The sequence below is a fragment of the Paractinoplanes aksuensis genome, assembly GCF_024137025.1.
GTDB lineage: Bacteria > Actinomycetota > Actinomycetes > Mycobacteriales > Micromonosporaceae > Actinoplanes > Actinoplanes aksuensis.
The window spans coordinates 199,601-215,563 of record NZ_JAMYJR010000038.1; the positions used below are offsets into that span (position 1 = coordinate 199,601).

Annotated in this window: 13 protein-coding genes and 1 pseudogene; 13 read left to right on the forward strand and 1 reads right to left on the reverse strand. The window is 69.1% G+C overall.

Annotated elements, in window-relative coordinates:
- The first annotated feature begins 27 nt into the window (after positions 1 to 27).
- From M1L60_RS33915 to M1L60_RS33955, 9 genes are all read left to right on the forward strand, one after another.
- Positions 28 to 567 carry a SigE family RNA polymerase sigma factor gene (locus M1L60_RS33915; RefSeq protein WP_253241655.1) on the forward strand — a complete coding sequence of 180 codons (540 nt, stop codon included), beginning with the start codon at positions 28 to 30 and terminating at the stop codon, positions 565 to 567.
- Positions 564 to 1,562, forward strand: a complete 999-nt coding sequence (locus tag M1L60_RS33920; RefSeq protein WP_253241656.1) for a hypothetical protein — start codon at positions 564 to 566, stop codon at positions 1,560 to 1,562. The genes M1L60_RS33915 and M1L60_RS33920 overlap by 4 nt, the downstream gene beginning before the upstream one ends.
- Before the next feature lie 119 nt (positions 1,563 to 1,681).
- Entirely contained in the window at positions 1,682 to 2,197 is a 516-nt protein-coding gene (locus M1L60_RS33925; RefSeq protein ID WP_253241657.1) for a PH domain-containing protein, read from the forward strand.
- Complete coding sequence (locus tag M1L60_RS33930) at positions 2,194 to 2,904, forward strand: PH domain-containing protein (RefSeq protein ID WP_253241658.1); 711 nt, start codon at positions 2,194 to 2,196, stop codon at positions 2,902 to 2,904. The genes M1L60_RS33925 and M1L60_RS33930 overlap by 4 nt, the downstream gene beginning before the upstream one ends.
- Entirely contained in the window at positions 2,901 to 3,104 is a 204-nt protein-coding gene (locus tag M1L60_RS33935) for a hypothetical protein (RefSeq protein ID WP_253241659.1), read from the forward strand. The genes M1L60_RS33930 and M1L60_RS33935 overlap by 4 nt, the downstream gene beginning before the upstream one ends.
- A gap of 208 nt (positions 3,105 to 3,312) precedes the next feature.
- Complete coding sequence (locus tag M1L60_RS33940) at positions 3,313 to 3,537, forward strand: isocitrate/isopropylmalate family dehydrogenase (RefSeq protein ID WP_253241660.1); 225 nt, start codon at positions 3,313 to 3,315, stop codon at positions 3,535 to 3,537.
- 9 nt (positions 3,538 to 3,546) lie between these two features.
- The gene (locus M1L60_RS33945; protein ID WP_253241661.1) at positions 3,547 to 4,464 is read left to right on the forward strand and encodes an NAD(P)H-binding protein; all 918 of its coding nucleotides are present in this window, start codon (positions 3,547 to 3,549) and stop codon (positions 4,462 to 4,464) included.
- Entirely contained in the window at positions 4,461 to 5,177 is a 717-nt protein-coding gene (locus M1L60_RS48040) for a CPBP family intramembrane glutamic endopeptidase (protein WP_253241662.1), read from the forward strand. The genes M1L60_RS33945 and M1L60_RS48040 overlap by 4 nt, the downstream gene beginning before the upstream one ends.
- A gap of 136 nt (positions 5,178 to 5,313) precedes the next feature.
- Entirely contained in the window at positions 5,314 to 11,418 is a 6,105-nt protein-coding gene (locus M1L60_RS33955; RefSeq protein WP_253241663.1) for a polymorphic toxin-type HINT domain-containing protein, read from the forward strand.
- Between the two features lie 170 nt (positions 11,419 to 11,588).
- Here M1L60_RS33955 and M1L60_RS33960 read toward each other — a convergent pair whose 3' ends face one another.
- A complete protein-coding gene (locus M1L60_RS33960) occupies positions 11,589 to 12,239 on the reverse strand; it encodes a hypothetical protein (RefSeq protein ID WP_253241664.1) in 651 nt (216 codons plus the stop codon).
- A gap of 512 nt (positions 12,240 to 12,751) precedes the next feature.
- Here M1L60_RS33960 and M1L60_RS33965 point away from each other — a divergent pair.
- From M1L60_RS33965 to M1L60_RS33980, 4 genes and pseudogenes are all read left to right on the forward strand, one after another.
- Positions 12,752 to 13,693 carry a ferritin-like domain-containing protein gene (locus M1L60_RS33965; RefSeq protein ID WP_253241665.1) on the forward strand — a complete coding sequence of 314 codons (942 nt, stop codon included), beginning with the start codon at positions 12,752 to 12,754 and terminating at the stop codon, positions 13,691 to 13,693.
- Positions 13,694 to 13,751: 58 nt separating this feature from the next.
- On the forward strand, positions 13,752 to 15,020 hold the full coding sequence (locus tag M1L60_RS33970; RefSeq protein WP_253241666.1) for an Nramp family divalent metal transporter: 1,269 nt from the start codon (positions 13,752 to 13,754) through the stop codon (positions 15,018 to 15,020).
- Between the two features lie 107 nt (positions 15,021 to 15,127).
- Positions 15,128 to 15,682 (forward strand): sigma-70 family RNA polymerase sigma factor, encoded by a 555-nt coding sequence (locus M1L60_RS33975; protein ID WP_253241667.1) that lies wholly within the window; start codon positions 15,128 to 15,130, stop codon positions 15,680 to 15,682.
- A gap of 72 nt (positions 15,683 to 15,754) precedes the next feature.
- Positions 15,755 to 15,963, forward strand: a pseudogene (locus M1L60_RS33980) (fasciclin domain-containing protein); the annotation flags it as partial.

Sequence of the window (15,963 nt, forward strand, 5' to 3'; positions counted from 1 at the left end):
TCCCGAGGTTGGTACGTCTGAGGGATCATGAAGTTCAGACGAGGCCGGGATCTTGACGAGTCGTTCACCGCGTTCGTGGCGACTCGTTCCCATCGGCTGGTCGCGCACGCCGAGTTGCTGTGCGGGCACCGCGAGCAGGCTCGAGACATCGTGCAGACCGTCCTCGTCCGGGCGTATCAGCGATGGTCGCGCATCGAGCACGACGATCCGTACGGGTATGTTCAGCGATCCGTGACAAATGCGGTCACCGACTGGTGGCGTACTGCGCATCAGCGCCACGAACGGCCCGTTGATGTCATTCCCGAATCTCCCAGCGGCCCCGACAGCGCTTTCGAGGACCGCAGTGTGTTGCTGGCCGCGCTCGACCTTCTCACCGACCGGGAACGAGCCGTCGTCGTGCTGCGCTACTTCGACGATCACACCGAGCGTGATGTGGCCAAGGCTCTCGGGATCAGCGTCGGCACGGTCAAGTCGACCTGCCACACCGCGCTGCGCAAGATGCGCGTCACGCTCGACGACGAGGTTCGCGGTCCGAGTCCCCTTCACGGCACCAAGGAGCAGTCATGAGCCCCACCCACGATGACCTGCGCAATGCCATGAACGATCTGGCCCGGGGCACGGACCCGCTGGAACCGGGCCCGATTCTGCGGTCCGGCCGGCGCCGACGCGCTCAGCGGCGTGTGATCGCCGCGGCCGGCGTCGCCGTCGCCGTGGTCGCGATGACCGGTGGCATCATCGCGTTGCGGCCCGGTGGCAACGATTCGATCGTCGCCGGGGGCGGCCAGGCGATCCAGGACCTCGACAACTCCCTTCAGGGCCTGAGTTCGGGGCGCTACGCCTTCACCCGCACCGGTGCGTATCTGCAGACCGACATCACCCGCGCCGAGATCGATGTGGCCGAGGGCTACGTCGTCGAGTATCGCAACAAGATGTCCGTCATGCGGGTCGGGAAAGCCACGTATCTCAAACCGTCGGGCGAGGGCACGTACTCAAGTCCTGGAGTTCTGGACCAGATCAAGAGCGCCGGGCTTTCCCAGTCCGAGGTCGACCGGTACGCGGCCGCCATCGCCCAGCTGGACGGCACGCGCTGGCTCCGGACCGACCCGCAGCGTCTCGCCGAGGTCGCCGCGGTCGAGGAGCAGAGTTCCTTGGACTACACCGCGCCCGTCCCGACCGCTGACAAGCCGGACATCACCGGCGCCGATGCGCTGATCAGCGCGGTGACGAGCGCGGATCGAACCGGTGACACCATCACCGGCACACTCGACGCCTCGAAGGTCGACCCGGAGCAACGCCTGATCATTGACGAGCCGGCCACTTTCTATGGCCCGTCGGCCACGGCCATGAACTACCGGGCCACGCTCGACGGGCAGGGCCGACTGGCCAGCTTCACGCTCAACCTGCCGAGCACGCTCGCGTCCCAGGCCCCGGACAGCCAACCGGAACCGCCGCTGGTCATCACCGTCACCCGGTACGACGGCGTCAAGACTCCACCGGCGCCGCCGAATGCCGAGAACGTCACCGCACTGACCTACGATCTGCTCGCCCGCGACAACGACTGATCATCGGCGCCTGACACAGCAACGTGTCGTGGATACCGCGCCGGGACGGATCGACGAAGGAGATCCAGCGGCGACCAAAGTCGGTATCGGGCCTGGACGAAGGCTTCTAGCGTGAAGGGATGGATTCGGACAGTGCTACCGGTGAGACCGAGTGGAGGATCCGGCCGCCGCGGCACCGGGTGGATCGGCGGTTCATCGTGTGGCAGACGGCGCAGGCCGTGCTGTCGGCCGTGGTGGTCCTCGGCGTGGTCGGGGCGGTCCACTACTTCGCGGAGGTCACGCGGCCCTGGCTCGGACCGGTCCTGATCATCCTTTCGGTGCTGTTCGCCGTCGAGATCGCGGTGGTGCCGACTGCGCGGTACCTGGTGCACCGGTGGCAGGCGACCGACGACGCGGTGTATGCGCTCGAGGGGTGGCTGACCCGGCGCTGGCAGATCGTGCCGATCAGCCGGATCCAGAGCATCGACACCGAGATCGGTCCCCTGCAGAGCCTGCTCGGGCTGGCCACCATCCGGATCACGACCGCGTCGTCCGAGGGCAAGATCTCGATCGAGGGCCTGGACGCGACGGTGGCCCGGGCGACGGTCGAGCGGCTGCGCGAGGTCACCGCGGCGACCGCCGGCGACGCGACATGACAGCCGAGGCGTATCCCTGGCGCCGGTTGAGTGTCCGTGCTGTCTACCTCGATCTGATCCGGCTGGTGGGCTCGCTGGTGCCTGGCTTTCTGGGGGTCACGTTGGGCGACGACGGCCCCATCTGGGTCCTCGTGGGCGGCTCCGTGGTGGGGCTGCTCGGTGCGCTCGCCGGTCTCGTGCGCTGGATGGCCACGCGTTACCGCGTCACGCCGGAACGGGTCGAGATGCGCAGCGGCCTGGTGCAGCGCAAGCATCGCACCGTCAACCGTGACCGCATCCGTACGGTCGACAGCACGGCCAAGTGGCTCCACCGGGTCCTTGGGCTGCGGGTGGTGCACGTCGGGTCGGGCGACGCGGACTCGTCGTTCGACCTCGACGCGCTCGACCGGAGGGAAGCCGACCGGCTGCATCGGGAGTTGTCGCCGGGTGCCGTAGTGCCGGCGGACAGCGACGGGGACGAGGTGACCGTCGAGGTGCCGGAGACGGTGATCGCCCGGTGGGACGTCCGCTGGGTGCCACTTAACGCCGTGAACGTCTGGGCCGTGCTCACGGCGGCGGCGCCGATGTTCGCCCTGTACTGGTTCCTGCGACCGTTCGGCGTCGACCTGCTCGATGCCGGACGTGGCGTGCTGGCCGGGCAGCCGCTCGCGCCGTCATCGGCTGGTCGTTGCGCCAGTCACTGTTGCAACGCCGGGGCGACCGGATGACGATCGGCATCGCCACAGCCGCGGGTGCCCGCCACTACACGGTCCCCGACGCCGGTGTGGACCAGACGATCGCCTTCCTGCGCGGCGCCACCCCGCAGCTGGCCGCCGAGATCCTCGTGCCTCCCTCGGGACGAACGTCAGCGGGTCGCCCGGATCCGGCGATCCCGCTCCGGACTGATGTCGCCAGCCGGCCGGTCTGACGGAGCGAGGCCGGATCTCGGCCAGGACCGTTCGGGTTCCTGGCCGATACTGCGTTTGGAGCCGCTACGACCTGGGCTGCCGGTGAGTCGCGTACGTGGCAGCGGCGGTGGGTCGCCGCGTCGTGGTCATCATGGTGTCCGGCTGGTACCTGACCACGGATTTTCCGGTGCTCTCGGCCGGGCCGACGCCACGGATCCCGTACGACCGATGGAGCTCCACATCGACGCGCTCACCGCCCACCTCGTGCTCGACCCTGTTCGAACCGGTGCACGGATCGGCCCCGACATCGCCGGCCGTGGCATCGCCAACCCGATCGGCCAGATCTGGTGCGGCGTCCTGATGCTCGACCACCTCGACCACCTCGACCACCTCGACCACCTCGGCCACCCCGACGCCGTGGGTATGCCGTGTGCGGGCGGTCGGCGCGGGTAATAGGAGTTCGTGTCCAAGACAGTTCTGGTAAGTGGTGCGTCCGGCTTCATCGGTTCCCATGTAGCGGCCCGCCTGGTCGAGGAGGGCTATCGGGTACGGGCCATGACCCGGAACCCGGACGGCTACGGCGGCGCCGGTGAGCCGGTCCGGGCCGATGTGTCCGATCCCGGCAGCCTGACCGCGGCCTTCGCCGGGGTCGACGTGGCCTACTACCTGGTCCATTCGCTCGGATCGGACGACTTCGAGAAGCGCGACGCCGAGGCCGCCCGCAACTTCGCCGCGGCCGCGGCCGGTGCCGAGGCGGAACGGATCATCTACCTCGGCGGTCTCGGCGCCGACGACGGCGAGCTGTCGGCCCATCTGCGCTCGCGCCGCGACGTCGAGCGGATCCTGCAGGCCGGTCCGGTCCCGGTGACCGTGCTGCGGGCGGCGGTGGTCATCGGCCACGGCGGAATCTCGTGGGAGATCACCCGCCAGTTGGCCGAGCGGCTGCCGGCGATGGTGACCCCGCAGTGGGTGAACACCCGGACTCAGCCGATCGCCCTGCCGGATGCGGTCCGCTACCTCACCGGAGTGCTCGAGCCGGAGGAGGCCCGAGGCAGTACGTACGAGATCGGTGGGCCGGAGGTTCTGCGCTACATCGACATGTTGCAGCGGGTGGCCGAGATCCAGGGCGGTCACCTGCCGAACGTCACCGTGCCGCTGCTGACCCCGCGCTTGTCGTCGGCCTGGCTCAAGTTCGTCACCGACGTCGACGAGGAGACCGCCCGCAACCTGGTCGACTCGATGTCCAACGAGGTCGTCGTGAAGGACGACGCCATCACCCGGCTGCTGCCCGGCGAGCTCATCGGTTACGACGAGGCGGTGCGCCTGGCCCTGGCCGACCGTGAGAGCGCCGGACAGCACGATCGGGCCGGATCGCGGTGAGCTCGCCCTGGCTGGGCCGCGCCCGGCGGGCGCTGGGACCGTCCCTGATCGATCAGGTCGAACGCGATCACCAGCAGACCGACCAGCAGTTCCGCCGGCGGCGCGTCGTCGTCGCGGCCACCCTGGTGCTCGGGGCCGTCCTGCTGGGGATCTCGTTGTCGGTCCGGCCGGGCGACAATCTCTTCTATCTGCTGACCGTCCTGGTCGCGTGCACCTGGATCGGGGGAGCGCTGCTGTCCGGTCCGTTGCATCTGGGCCACATCCCGTTCCGGGACAGGCTGCGCCGCCCGATCGTCACGCCGGTCGTCACCGGGCTGGTGCTCGGCGGCATCTTCGTGGCCGGCGCGCTGGTGGTGCGGGAGTTGGCGCCGCTGCGGGACCTGGTCAACAGCGTTCTCGACCATGCGCGGTACGGGGCCGTCGTGCCGATCGTGGCCGTCACCCTGCTCAACGGGGTGGCCGAGGAGGTCTTCTTCCGCGGCGCGTTGTTCGCGGCGATCGGGCGGCGGCACGCCGTGCCGATCTCCACCGTCGTCTACGCCGTGGCGACGGTCGCGACCGGCAACCTCATGCTGGTCTTCGCCGCGTTCCTGCTCGGCCTGGTGCTGGGCCTGCAACGCCGGGCCTCCGGCGGTGTCCTGGCGCCGATCCTGACCCACGTCACCTGGTCCTCGATCATGGTGTTCGTGCTGCCCGCCCTGATCCACGGATAGCCGCCGCGCTGCGACCGGAAGTGGTGAGCTCGGCTCAAACCTCCGGTGGATGACGGATCTAGGACTCTTCGACTCCATAGATAGATGTACATGCTTGGCTTCCCCTTTGATCGTCCTACGGGGGAGGTAGACGCTCATGTCCATTGGGCGTGCCCGCTGGTTGGCGGGCTTCAGCGCATTCTTACTCGTTGCCACCCTGGCGCCGCCGGCCGATGTGCCGGCCCTGGCCGATCCGGGCGACGTCCCGAAAGTCAGCGCGGGGCAGGCGCCTCAGCAGCGGGGTGTGCCGGCCGGTGCCGCCAGCGATGACGCGGTGGCCGGGAACATGCGGCCGCCGGTCGTGCCGCCGCTGGTCGAGGCCGGTGGCGGGGCCGAGAAGGTGGGTAAGGCGGCGCTGGCCCGGGCGGCCGACGCGGCGCCGGGTGAAGCGTTCGTCGATGTGTTGCTGCGGCCCGGGTTCGTGGTCGGGGACACGTCATTGGTCGCGTATTTCAATCTGAAGGACCGCGGCTTCGAGTCGTGGCGGGTCGACCTCTACGACACCGAGTCGCAGACCAGGCAGGAGTCCGCCGTTCTCGGCCTCGACCAGCTGGGCAACGACGGCTGCGGGGACCTGCGCGGCTTCTGCAAGTCGCTGGGCGCGGCCGAGGGCTGGCAGCTCGACGCGGCCAGGAGCTACTTCGTCACCATCACGGCGCTGTACCCGGACGGTGAGGTGCCGTCGGCGAACTCGGAGAACGCGCAGCCGCGTACGACCGTGGACCCGCCGGCCATCCCGGACCGGCAGGCCGCGGGCTGCGGGTGCTCGGTGGCGCTGGGGATGACCGACGCCAGTCAGGCCGTGCGGGCGACCGGCGTCAACACCGGCACGGGCGGCTTCACGCTCAACGCGGGCGACCTGTCGATGGTCTCGTTCGGGGTGCCGTTCTCGTCCGGCCGTGCGTACTCGTCGTTGAACACGGGCGCGTCGGCGTTCGGGCCCGGCTGGGCGTGGGTGTACGACATGAAGGTCACGGCGACCGCGGACGGGGCGCTGGTCCGGGCCGAGGACGGCTCGGACACGCTCTTCAAGACCGACGGCGATTCCTACGTACGGCCGCCGGGCGTGCGGTCGACGCTGCGCAAGGCGGGCACCGGCTGGGAGCTGGTGACCCGCAACAACATCGTCTTCGCCTTCGACGGTCAGGGCCGGCTGGTGTCGATCCTGAACCCGCGTCAGGTCGGGTTGCGGTTCGCGCACACCGACACGAGCATCACGGTGACCGACGCTTCGGGGCGCAAGGCCGCGGTGAAGCTGACGGGCGGACTGATCCAGTCGATCACGCTGCCGGACAGCCGGAAGACGCAGTACTTCTACACCGACGGTCTGCTGACCAAGGTGATCGACGCCGCGGGCGAGGTCTGGCAGTACAAGTACGGCGCGAACCGGCTGCTGACCCAGGCGATCGACCCGCGCAAGGTCGTGATGCTGACCAACGAGTACGGCGTGAACGGCCGGATCGTCCGGCAGCTCGACGCGCTGGGCGCGGCCACGACGTTCGAGTGGAACGCGGCCAAGCAGGAGGCCAGGACCGTCGACGCCGACAACGTGGTCGTCTGGGACGGCTACAAGGGCAACGTGCTGCTCTACACGCAGCGCGGCAACGGCGACACCAACAACCACCGGTACGACGGCACTCTGAACCGCAGCCTGGTCGTCAACGGCAACCAGAACCAGCACGAGTCGCGGTACGACGCGGCCGGCAACCGGATCGAGCAGTTCGCGCCGGGCAAGCGCTTCAGCGAGAAGACGACGTACGACGCCCGCAACAACCCGACCACCCACGTCGACGCCGACGGCCAGACGTGGAAGGACGAGTACAACGAGTTCGACGAGCTGGTCCGGACGACCGACCCGGAGAACCACTCGATCACCCACACGTACGACGTACGGGGCCTGCGGCTCACCACGACCGACCAGCGGGGCAAGACCACCCGGTACGAGCCCGTCGCCGACGGTGTCCAGAACGCCGGTCTGACCAAGGCGTCCGTCTCGCCCGAGGGCCGCCGGATCGCGTACGGCTACGACAAGGTCGGCCGCCGCCTGACCGTCACCGACCCGCGCGGCACGGTGGCCGGGGCCAAACCGGAGAACTTCACGACCCGTACGGTCTACGACGATCTGGACCGGGCGGTGGCCGTCCATTCGCCGGGCAAGCGGAACCCGGGCGTCAGCGAGTACGACGCGGCCGGCCGGCTGAAGAAGACGACGACGCCGGGCGGGGTCTCGGTCTCGTACGCCTACTTCGACAACAACCTGCCCAAGGCCACGTACGAGGCCCGCCGGACCCTGCTCTACACGTACACCGCGGCCGGCCGCCGGCTGACCGCCGCGGTCGACATGAAGCACGAGGCCGACCTGGTCACGAGCTGGACGTACAACGCCAAGGGCCTGATCGAGTCGGTCACCTCGCCCCGCGGCAACGTGCCCGGCGCCACCAAGGCCGACTTCACCACCACCTACAAGTACGACCACAACGACAACCTGATCCAGATGCGCCGGCCGTACCCGAACGGGCAGGTCGCCATCAAGGACTTCAAGGTCGACGACCTCGACCGCAGCGTCGAGACGACCGACGAGCTCGGTAAGACGTCCAGCTCGCAGCGCTCCAACAGCGGCCAGGTCACCGCCACCAGGGACAGCCTGGGCCGGACGTCGTCGATGACCTACGACAAGGCCGGACGGCAGACCGGGATCACCGACTCGGGCGGGGTCGAGACCAAGTCCGAGTACGACGAGGCCGGCAACAAGATCAAGCAGATCTCGGCCACCGGCGGCGTCACCACGTACACGTACACCGACGACGGCCTGCGGGAGTCGGTCACCGAACCGCGAGGCAACGTCGCGGGAGCCGACCAGGAGCGGTTCACCTCGCACTTCGAGTACGACCCGGCCGGCAACCCGACGAGGACGATCGACGCCCTCGACAACGTCACCACGGCCAAGTACGACGCGCTCAACCGGACGGTGTCCAGCACCGACGCCAACGGTCACGTCACCCGCTACACCTACAACGACGACGACCAGACCCGTACGGTCACCGCGCCCAACGCCGAATTCGACTCCGACGACCCGGAGGAGGATTCGACCCTCTACGCGTACGGCGAGGACGGCGCCCTGGCGTCGGTCACCGACCCCAAGGGCAACCGGAGCACCGTCTACTACGACGAGGCGGGCCGGCTGATCCGCAGCACCGACCCGATCGGGCGCAGCACCTACGCGAAGTACGACGCGGACAGCAACCGGATCCAGTCGCTGACCCTGGGCGAGGACGAGGAATTCGACGACCTCAGCGCCAAGGACCTGGCCAAGCGGACCATCGTCGACGAGTACGACATCGTCAACCGCCTGGCCCGGCGCACCGAGGGCACCGGCGGGCCGGTCTACACCTGGGGCTACGACGCCAAGGACCGGACGACCTCGCTCGGTGACCCGCTGGGCGTGCGGGAGGTCGTCTACGACGACGAGGACCAGATCCGGACGATCACCCGTAAGGAGGCCGGTCGGGCCGACGAGAGGTTCGCCTACGAGTACGACGCCCGGGGCAACGTCACCAGCCGGCAGTATCCGGACGGCACCACCCTGTCCTACGGCTACGACGCCGCGAGCCGGATCACGTCGCTGACCGCGGCCGGCGCCACCTGGGGCTTCGGCTACGACGTGGCGGGCCGGCGGACCAGCACGACGCTGCCCGCGGCGACCGGGCTGACCGAGACCCGGGTGTACGACGCCGCGGGCCGGCTCACCTCGATCGGCACCGAGCGGACCGGCGAGCCTCTGCCCGGCGTGCAGGATCCGATCTCGAAATACGACCTCACCCTGGACAAGGTCGGCAACCCGAGCCGCGTGGTGACCACGCGCGGTGGCGTGGCCGAGTCGGTCGCGTACGGCTACGACGAGGCCGACCAGGTCATCTCGGCCTGCTACGGCGTCGCCTCCTGCACCGACAAGACGGTCAAGCCGGTCGGCCGCATCGACTACAAGTACGACCTGAACGGCAACCGCACCAAGCAGGTCCGCACGGGCACGGCCGGCAACGACGTCACCGAGTACGAGTACGACGACGCCGACCAGCTCGAGGAGGAGGAGCTCGAGGGCCCGTCGCACGAGCGGGAGACCGAGTACAAGTACGACGCCCGCGGCAACCAGATCAAGGCCGGCGGCGACAAACTCGAGTACAACCTGGACAACACCCTGGCCAAGGCGACACTGGCGTCCGGCCAGTCGACGACCTTCGACTACGACGCCGGCGGGCTGCGGATCTCCTCGTCCTCGGCCTTCCAGGGGCGGACCACGACCCAGCGCTGGACGTGGGACGTCGCCGGGACGCTGCCGCAGATCGCGATCGACACCACCGAACAGGGCGGTGCGGTCACCGAGAAGCGCGCCTTCACGTACGGGCCGGACGACGAGCCGCTGGCTCTGATCGACCCGGCGAGCGGGGTGCACGCGTACACCCACGACTGGCTGGGCGGCACGGCGAACGTGCTGTCGCCCTCCGGCACGCCCGAGAAGGCGTACGACTACGACCCGTTCGGCAACCCGCGGGTCGGGCCGACCGTGGCCGGGCAGGCGCTGCCGGCCGAGAGCATCGAGAACCCGCTGCAGTACACCGGCGCCTACCAGGACTCGACCTCCGGCAGCGGCAACTACTTCATGCGGGCCCGCAACTACGACCCCGGCAACGGACGGTTCGACAGCCGTGACCCGATGCCGACCGGCCAGGGCGCGACCTCGGCCTACACGTACGCCGCGAACAACCCGGTGGCGTTCAGCGACCCGACCGGCCTGATGCCCGACGCCGGCCCGACCACCACGGCCGGCGGGACGACCCCCGCGGCCACGACCGGGCCGTCGCCGGAGGACCTGGCCAAGGCCAATCAGCTGCAGTCCAAGAGCACGCTCGACGTGATCCTGGAGGCCGGCGGCCAGATCCTGATGGAGTTCCTCGGGATCAACGACATCCTCAACTGCCTCAAGGGCGACCTGGTCGCCTGCGTCTCGATGGTCGTCGGGGCGCTGCCGTGGGGCAAGATCTTCAAGGCCAAGAAGATCGGCGAGGCGATCTTCAAGGCCGGCAAGGCCGTGGTCACCTTCTTCCAGGAGTTGAAGTGGGCCAAAGCCATCATCAAGGGCGCCGAGGACGCGGCCAAGGCGGCCAAGGAAGCGGCCGCGGCTGCGGCCAAGGCAGCCGCTGACAAGGCCGCCGCGGCCAAGGCGGCCGCTGAGAGAGCGGCCAAGAAGGCGGCGGCCGAAGCTCAGGCCAAGGCGAAAGCCCTGGCTGCCAAGGCCAAGGCGAAGACGAAGAAGGACGCGGGCGACGGCGGGGCCTGCCCGATCCCGCACAGCTTCGTCGCCGGCACCACGGTGCTCATGGCCGACGGGACGAGCAAACCGATCGAGGAGGTCGAACCGGGCGACACCGTCCGGGCCACCGACCCGTCGACCGGTGAGACCTCGGACCAGCAGGTCACCCACACCATCCGGACCGACGACGACAAGGAGTTCGTCGACGTCACGGTCGCCTCGGACGACACCTCGTCCACGATCACGACCACCGAGCACCACCCGTTCTGGTCGGAGACCCGTAAGCAGTGGGTCGACGCGGGCGATCTTCGCGAGGGCGAGCTCCTGCGGACCGCGGCCGGCACGTACGTCCAGGTCTCGGCGGTCCGGTCGTACCAGCACAAGGCGATCACGTACGACCTCACGGTCGACGAGCTGCACACGTACTTCGTGCTCGCCGGCGACCAGCCGGTCCTCGTCCACAACGTCAATTGCGGGGACGCGGACGCGCTGCCCAGGGACCGGCCGACCCGGCGGGCCGGCATCCTCGACACCGGGGTCGACGAGGTCCCGTTCGTCAGCGGCCCGGCCCGGCCCAACCCGGCCGACCGGCTGGGCGGCTACGCCGACCAGTTCGCGGACGGCCCGAACCGGCTGCCGGGCATGACCGACCAGAACTACCACCACGTCGAGATGCAGGCCGCGGCCTACATGCGGCAGAACGGCCTCTCGTCCGGATCGCTCTACATGGACAGCGGGCCGATCATGTGCAGTTACTGCATGGGTGGACGAAGAGCCACACGCGATGCCCCGATGACGCAGGGACCGATCTCGGACCTGTTGCCGGAGGGGGCCACGTTGACCGTCCTCTTCCCCAAGTACGGGCCGTTCACCTTCATCGGTAACGCCCTGTAGATCCACGGGAGTGGGGGGGGGGGCGGCCGGCCCCCCCCCCCCCCCCACCCCCCCCCCCCGCGGGGGGGGGGGGCGGGGGCGGGGGGGCCGGCGGGGGGGGGGGCCGGGCCCCCCCCCCGGGGGCCCCCCCCGGGGGGGGGCGCCCCCCCCCCCCCCCCCACTCCCGCTCATCAACCCCAGGTCCGGTATTTCTGGTCGATGCCGGCCAGGTACCGATCGAGCGCCGGGCCGTCCACGGCCGCGATGTTGAACATGACATTCCGTTCGTCGGCCGGATGCCCGCTGGGTGGCGTCGCGATCTCGACCAGCGCATCCGCGCCCACGTGGAGCCGGCTCGCCGGGTCGGGGCCGGCGGCCGAGAACAACCCGAGCGGGGTGAAGTCGCGCAGGATCGCCTCCGCGTCCGCCCCGGGCAGGCTCGGCACGAAGACCCTGTGCTCACCGCCCATGATCGCCTCGCGCAGCGTCACGTAGATCAGGAAGTCGCGCAGGCCGAGACCGGTGCTTCGCCAGTCCTCGTCGTCGGCCATGAGAACCTCGTGCGACGCGGAGGTGAGATCGGCCGCCCACTCGTACCCGCCCTGGTTCTCGATCCAGAAGACCATCTTGCCGTCGGGACGCCGCCGTAGCTCCTCGGGCGGCAGCGGATAGTCCTGGAACGCGATGCCCTGCTCCCACCCGGCTGCGTCGCGGTGCCAGCTCACGAGCTCGTCGGGGACGGCCGGATCCAGCTCGCCGAGCCTCCGGTCCCGGTCCGGTTCGCCGTACCACCTGGTCAGGAACGCCGAGAGAAATTCACCTCGATCGAACAGATTCCGCATGCGCTGCAGTCTAGGAGGGCCGGCGCGCCAGGCGGCTGGAACGTGCTCGATCCGGATCCGGCTCAGGAAGCCCGGGCCTAGGTGAATCGTGTCATGGGCGAGCCGCCTCACGGGTGAGCTCGCCCATCCGGACTCCGAGTGGCGGGGCCAAAGTGAACCCGAGGCGACAAGCCTCAGGGCAATCTCAGTTTCCGGCTGACAGACGTCCTGCCTGCTCGTACCTTCGGACGTGGGTGCAAGCGCATCGCTGACGATCGGAGTTCCCGCGACGCCTGAGTCCGGCCCTCTCTGAGGCCGGCGGCAGCTGCACCTCACGCGGACAGCCGTCCTTCCTGACCGGGAAAGATCGGGAATCCCGCGCGGCCTCACCCCGCGGAGCGGTGGATCTCGGTCTCCGCTCTCCTCATCAGGACCACTGCTTCGGCGGAGCCATGCCCTGATGAGACGGCGGATGAGCCATCCTCACGCCCGCCGCACGCGGGCGCGCCGCAACCAGCATCGAGGAGTACCACGTGTTCGGAAAGAAGCTTGTCGGGCAGATGATTGCCCGCAGTTCGGAGAACGCCACCGACCGGCGCCGGTTCCTGCAGAGCGCAGGGGCGCTCGGGCTTGGCATCGTCGGCGCCGGTGCGCTGCGTTCCAGCGCGGCTCTCGCCGACTCGGACGTGGCCGGCACCGTCGCCGAAGCAGCCGCTCCCAGCGACGGCGCCGTCCTGAACTTCGCCCTCAACCTCGAATACCTCGAGGCTGAGTTCTATTCGTACGCCGTGCACGGGCACGGCCTCGCCGATGGCCTGACCACCGGTACCGGACGCCGCGGCGGGGTCACCGGCGGCAAAAAGGTGCCGTTCAAGACCAGCCGCATCCGTCAGTACGCCACCGAGATCGCGGCCGACGAACTGGCCCACGTCAAATTCCTGCGGGGAGCGCTCGGTTCCGCCGCCGTGTCGCGGCCGGCCATCAACATCCGCGACAGCTTCACCGCGGCCGCGCGGGCGGCCAAGCTGATCGGGCCGAACGCCGTGTTCGACCCGTACGCCAACGAGAACAACTTCCTGCTGGCTGCGTTCCTGTTCGAGGACGTCGGCGTGACCGCGTACAAAGGCGCTGCTCCGCTGATCACCAACAAGACGTACCTCGAGGCGGCCGCGGGCATCCTGTCGGCCGAGGCGTACCACGCCGCGACGATCCGGTCCTCGCTGTTCGAGAAGGACTTGGCGCCGCAGGTCGTCAAGCTCTCTGCCGCCCGGAACATGCTGGACGGTTACGGCGACGAGGACCAGGCGATCATTCGCGACAAGAATGCCAACATCAACCCGACCGACAAGAACGGCATCAACTTCAGCCGTTCCTACGACCGGGTGTTGAACATCGTCTACCTCAACCCGAACAAGACCACCAAGGGCGGCTTCTACCCCTGGGGCGTCAACGGTGAGCTGAACACCAGTTCCTGAGCCGTGCCGGACGGGCCCGCCATGCCGGCGGGCCCGTGACCCCGAGGAAGACACCAACATGGCTCAAACGCAAAACCCGATGACGTACGCCCTGCCGCCGCTCGGGCGCCGCGGCACCCGACCGGTCCGGCTGCGAGCAGCCACCGCGCTCGGTCCCGCATTCGTAGCTGCCATCGCCTACGTGGACCCGGGCAACTTTGCCACGAATTTCGCCGCCGGTGCCAGCACCGGCTACCAACTGGTCTGGGTTGTCGTCCTGGCCAACTTGGTCGCGATGCCCATCCAATTCATGTCGGCCAAGCTCGGCGTGGCCACCGGCCGCAGTCTGCCCCACGTCTTCCGCGACACCTTTCCCGGACCCCGCTCCTGGGTGATGTGGGGGCAGGCCGAGATCGTAGCGATGGCCACCGACCTGGCGGAATTCGTTGGCGCCGCGATCGGGCTGTACCTGCTGTTCGGCATCCCGATGCCGCTCGCCGCCGCGATCACCGCCGTCATCTCGTTCGCCGTACTCGCCTTGCAGCGCCGCGGATACCGCCCTTTCGAACTGGCGATCGGCGCCATGCTCGCGATGATCTGCGCCGGCTTCCTCTACCTGGCCGTACGCGTCCCGCCGTCGGCCTCGGAAAGCCTCAATGGCCTGCTGCCCAGCATCGGCGGTGACAACGTCCTGCTGCTCGCAGTCGGCATCATCGGCGCCACCGTCATGCCGCACGCCATCTACCTGCACTCGGGACTGATGCGCGGCCGCGCGGCCGGCCGCACCGCCGGCGAGAAGCGGGAACTGCTGCGCTTGGAGCGCATCGACATCGCCATCGCCATGAGCCTGGCCGGTCTGGTCAATCTCAGCATGCTGGCCATCGCCGCCAAACTGTTCCACCGCGGCCCGGGCACCCCCGCGATCACTCTCGACTCGGTGCACGTCGGCCTCGACAACCTGGTCGGCGGCGCCGCCGCCTTGGCCTTCGCCGCGGCCCTGCTCGCTTCCGGCATCGCATCGTCCAGCGTCGGCACCGCAGCCGGGCAAATGGTGATGGATGGATTCCTCCGTACGCGTATTCCCCTGGCCGTCAGGCGTTCGGTCACCATGGCCCCGGCGGTGGTGCTGCTCTGCTCCGGGGTCGACCCGACCCGTGCACTCGTACTCAGCCAGGTCGTTCTGTCCTTCGGTATCCCCTTCGCGCTGGTCGGCCTGCTCGTGCTGACCAGCCGCCGCAGCCTCATGGGCGAGCACGTCAACAGCCGGTTCACCGTGGTCGCCATGACCGCGGTCGTAGCCGTTCTCAGCGGACTCAACATCCTTTTGTTAGGCCAGCAACTCCTGTAGCCAGAGACGCCTTACTTGCCGATTTTCTGAGCCGCTGATCCCCATCCGGAGCCAATCGAGCGCCGAATCATGGTCCGAGCGGCAAATTCTGCAGGAAGGGCACGGTTATGGGCGAACGCGACATCAGCCGTCGGTCCGGGCACCTTGTTTCCTTGTCCGGTCGGCAACTTCTGGATAGCCTGCTCCGGACCCCGCTGCCACCAATCAAATCGAGGATGCGCGACGGGTTGGCCCAGCTGCGCGACTGCCGCGCCGAGTTCGCCGAACTCAGAGAAGCAACGGCACGCCTGGCCGACGGCGCCTGGTCGGTGCCCCCGCCTCACCTGCGCGAGACCGTGATGGCCGGCATCGCGAATACCCGGCAGTTGCCGCCCGAGCAGGCCGCCCGGCCGAGCGCAACCGGATCGTCGCGCCGGGTGCGACTGGGCGCGGCAGCAGCGGCGCTGGTCGCGGCAGCCGGGACTGGCTCGTTGGTCTACGCGGTGCAGGACCATCGGGTCGATCAGCAGCGTCGGCTCACCGAGGCCGCGCAGGCCGGTGAAGCCCGGGTCCGCGCTGTCGACGGCCTGCCGAACTCGCCCGAGGTCGGCGTCACGATCGAGCCCACGCCGGGTTCGCCCACTCCGGCGGCTCCGTTGCAGGCACTCGTGAAATTGACCTGAGAACCACCCATCCGGGTCAGCAACCGTCCCGAATAAACCATGTATAGCCGCTAAAAACGGAGGAAACACGTCATGCGCGCCACCAAGCTCACCGCCCTGACCGCCGCCACGCTCTTCTCGATCTCGCTGGCGGCCTGTGGCAGCAACGACAACGACAGCGGCGCCGGCGAGCCGGCGGCCGCACCCACCATGACCAGCCCCGCGCCGATGGCGTCGAGTGCCGCCCCGGCCATGGAGAACTTCGGCGCCGGCTGTGCCGCCGTGCCGACCGACCCGGCGAA

Excerpts from the sequence above, each read along its gene's own strand:
- M1L60_RS33915 (WP_253241655.1), top strand. The coding sequence starts at position 28 with ATGAAGTTCAGACGAGGCCGGGATCTTGACGAGTCGTTCACCGCGTTC.
- M1L60_RS33920 (WP_253241656.1), top strand. The coding sequence starts at position 564 with ATGAGCCCCACCCACGATGACCTGCGCAATGCCATGAACGATCTGGCC.
- M1L60_RS33925 (WP_253241657.1), top strand. The coding sequence starts at position 1,682 with ATGGATTCGGACAGTGCTACCGGTGAGACCGAGTGGAGGATCCGGCCG.
- M1L60_RS33930 (WP_253241658.1), top strand. The coding sequence starts at position 2,194 with ATGACAGCCGAGGCGTATCCCTGGCGCCGGTTGAGTGTCCGTGCTGTC.
- M1L60_RS33935 (WP_253241659.1), top strand. The coding sequence starts at position 2,901 with ATGACGATCGGCATCGCCACAGCCGCGGGTGCCCGCCACTACACGGTC.
- M1L60_RS33940 (WP_253241660.1), top strand. The coding sequence starts at position 3,313 with ATGGAGCTCCACATCGACGCGCTCACCGCCCACCTCGTGCTCGACCCT.
- M1L60_RS33955 (WP_253241663.1), top strand. The coding sequence starts at position 5,314 with ATGTCCATTGGGCGTGCCCGCTGGTTGGCGGGCTTCAGCGCATTCTTA.
- M1L60_RS33960 (WP_253241664.1), bottom strand. The coding sequence starts at position 12,239 with ATGCGGAATCTGTTCGATCGAGGTGAATTTCTCTCGGCGTTCCTGACC.
- M1L60_RS33970 (WP_253241666.1), top strand. The coding sequence starts at position 13,752 with ATGGCTCAAACGCAAAACCCGATGACGTACGCCCTGCCGCCGCTCGGG.
- M1L60_RS33975 (WP_253241667.1), top strand. The coding sequence starts at position 15,128 with ATGGGCGAACGCGACATCAGCCGTCGGTCCGGGCACCTTGTTTCCTTG.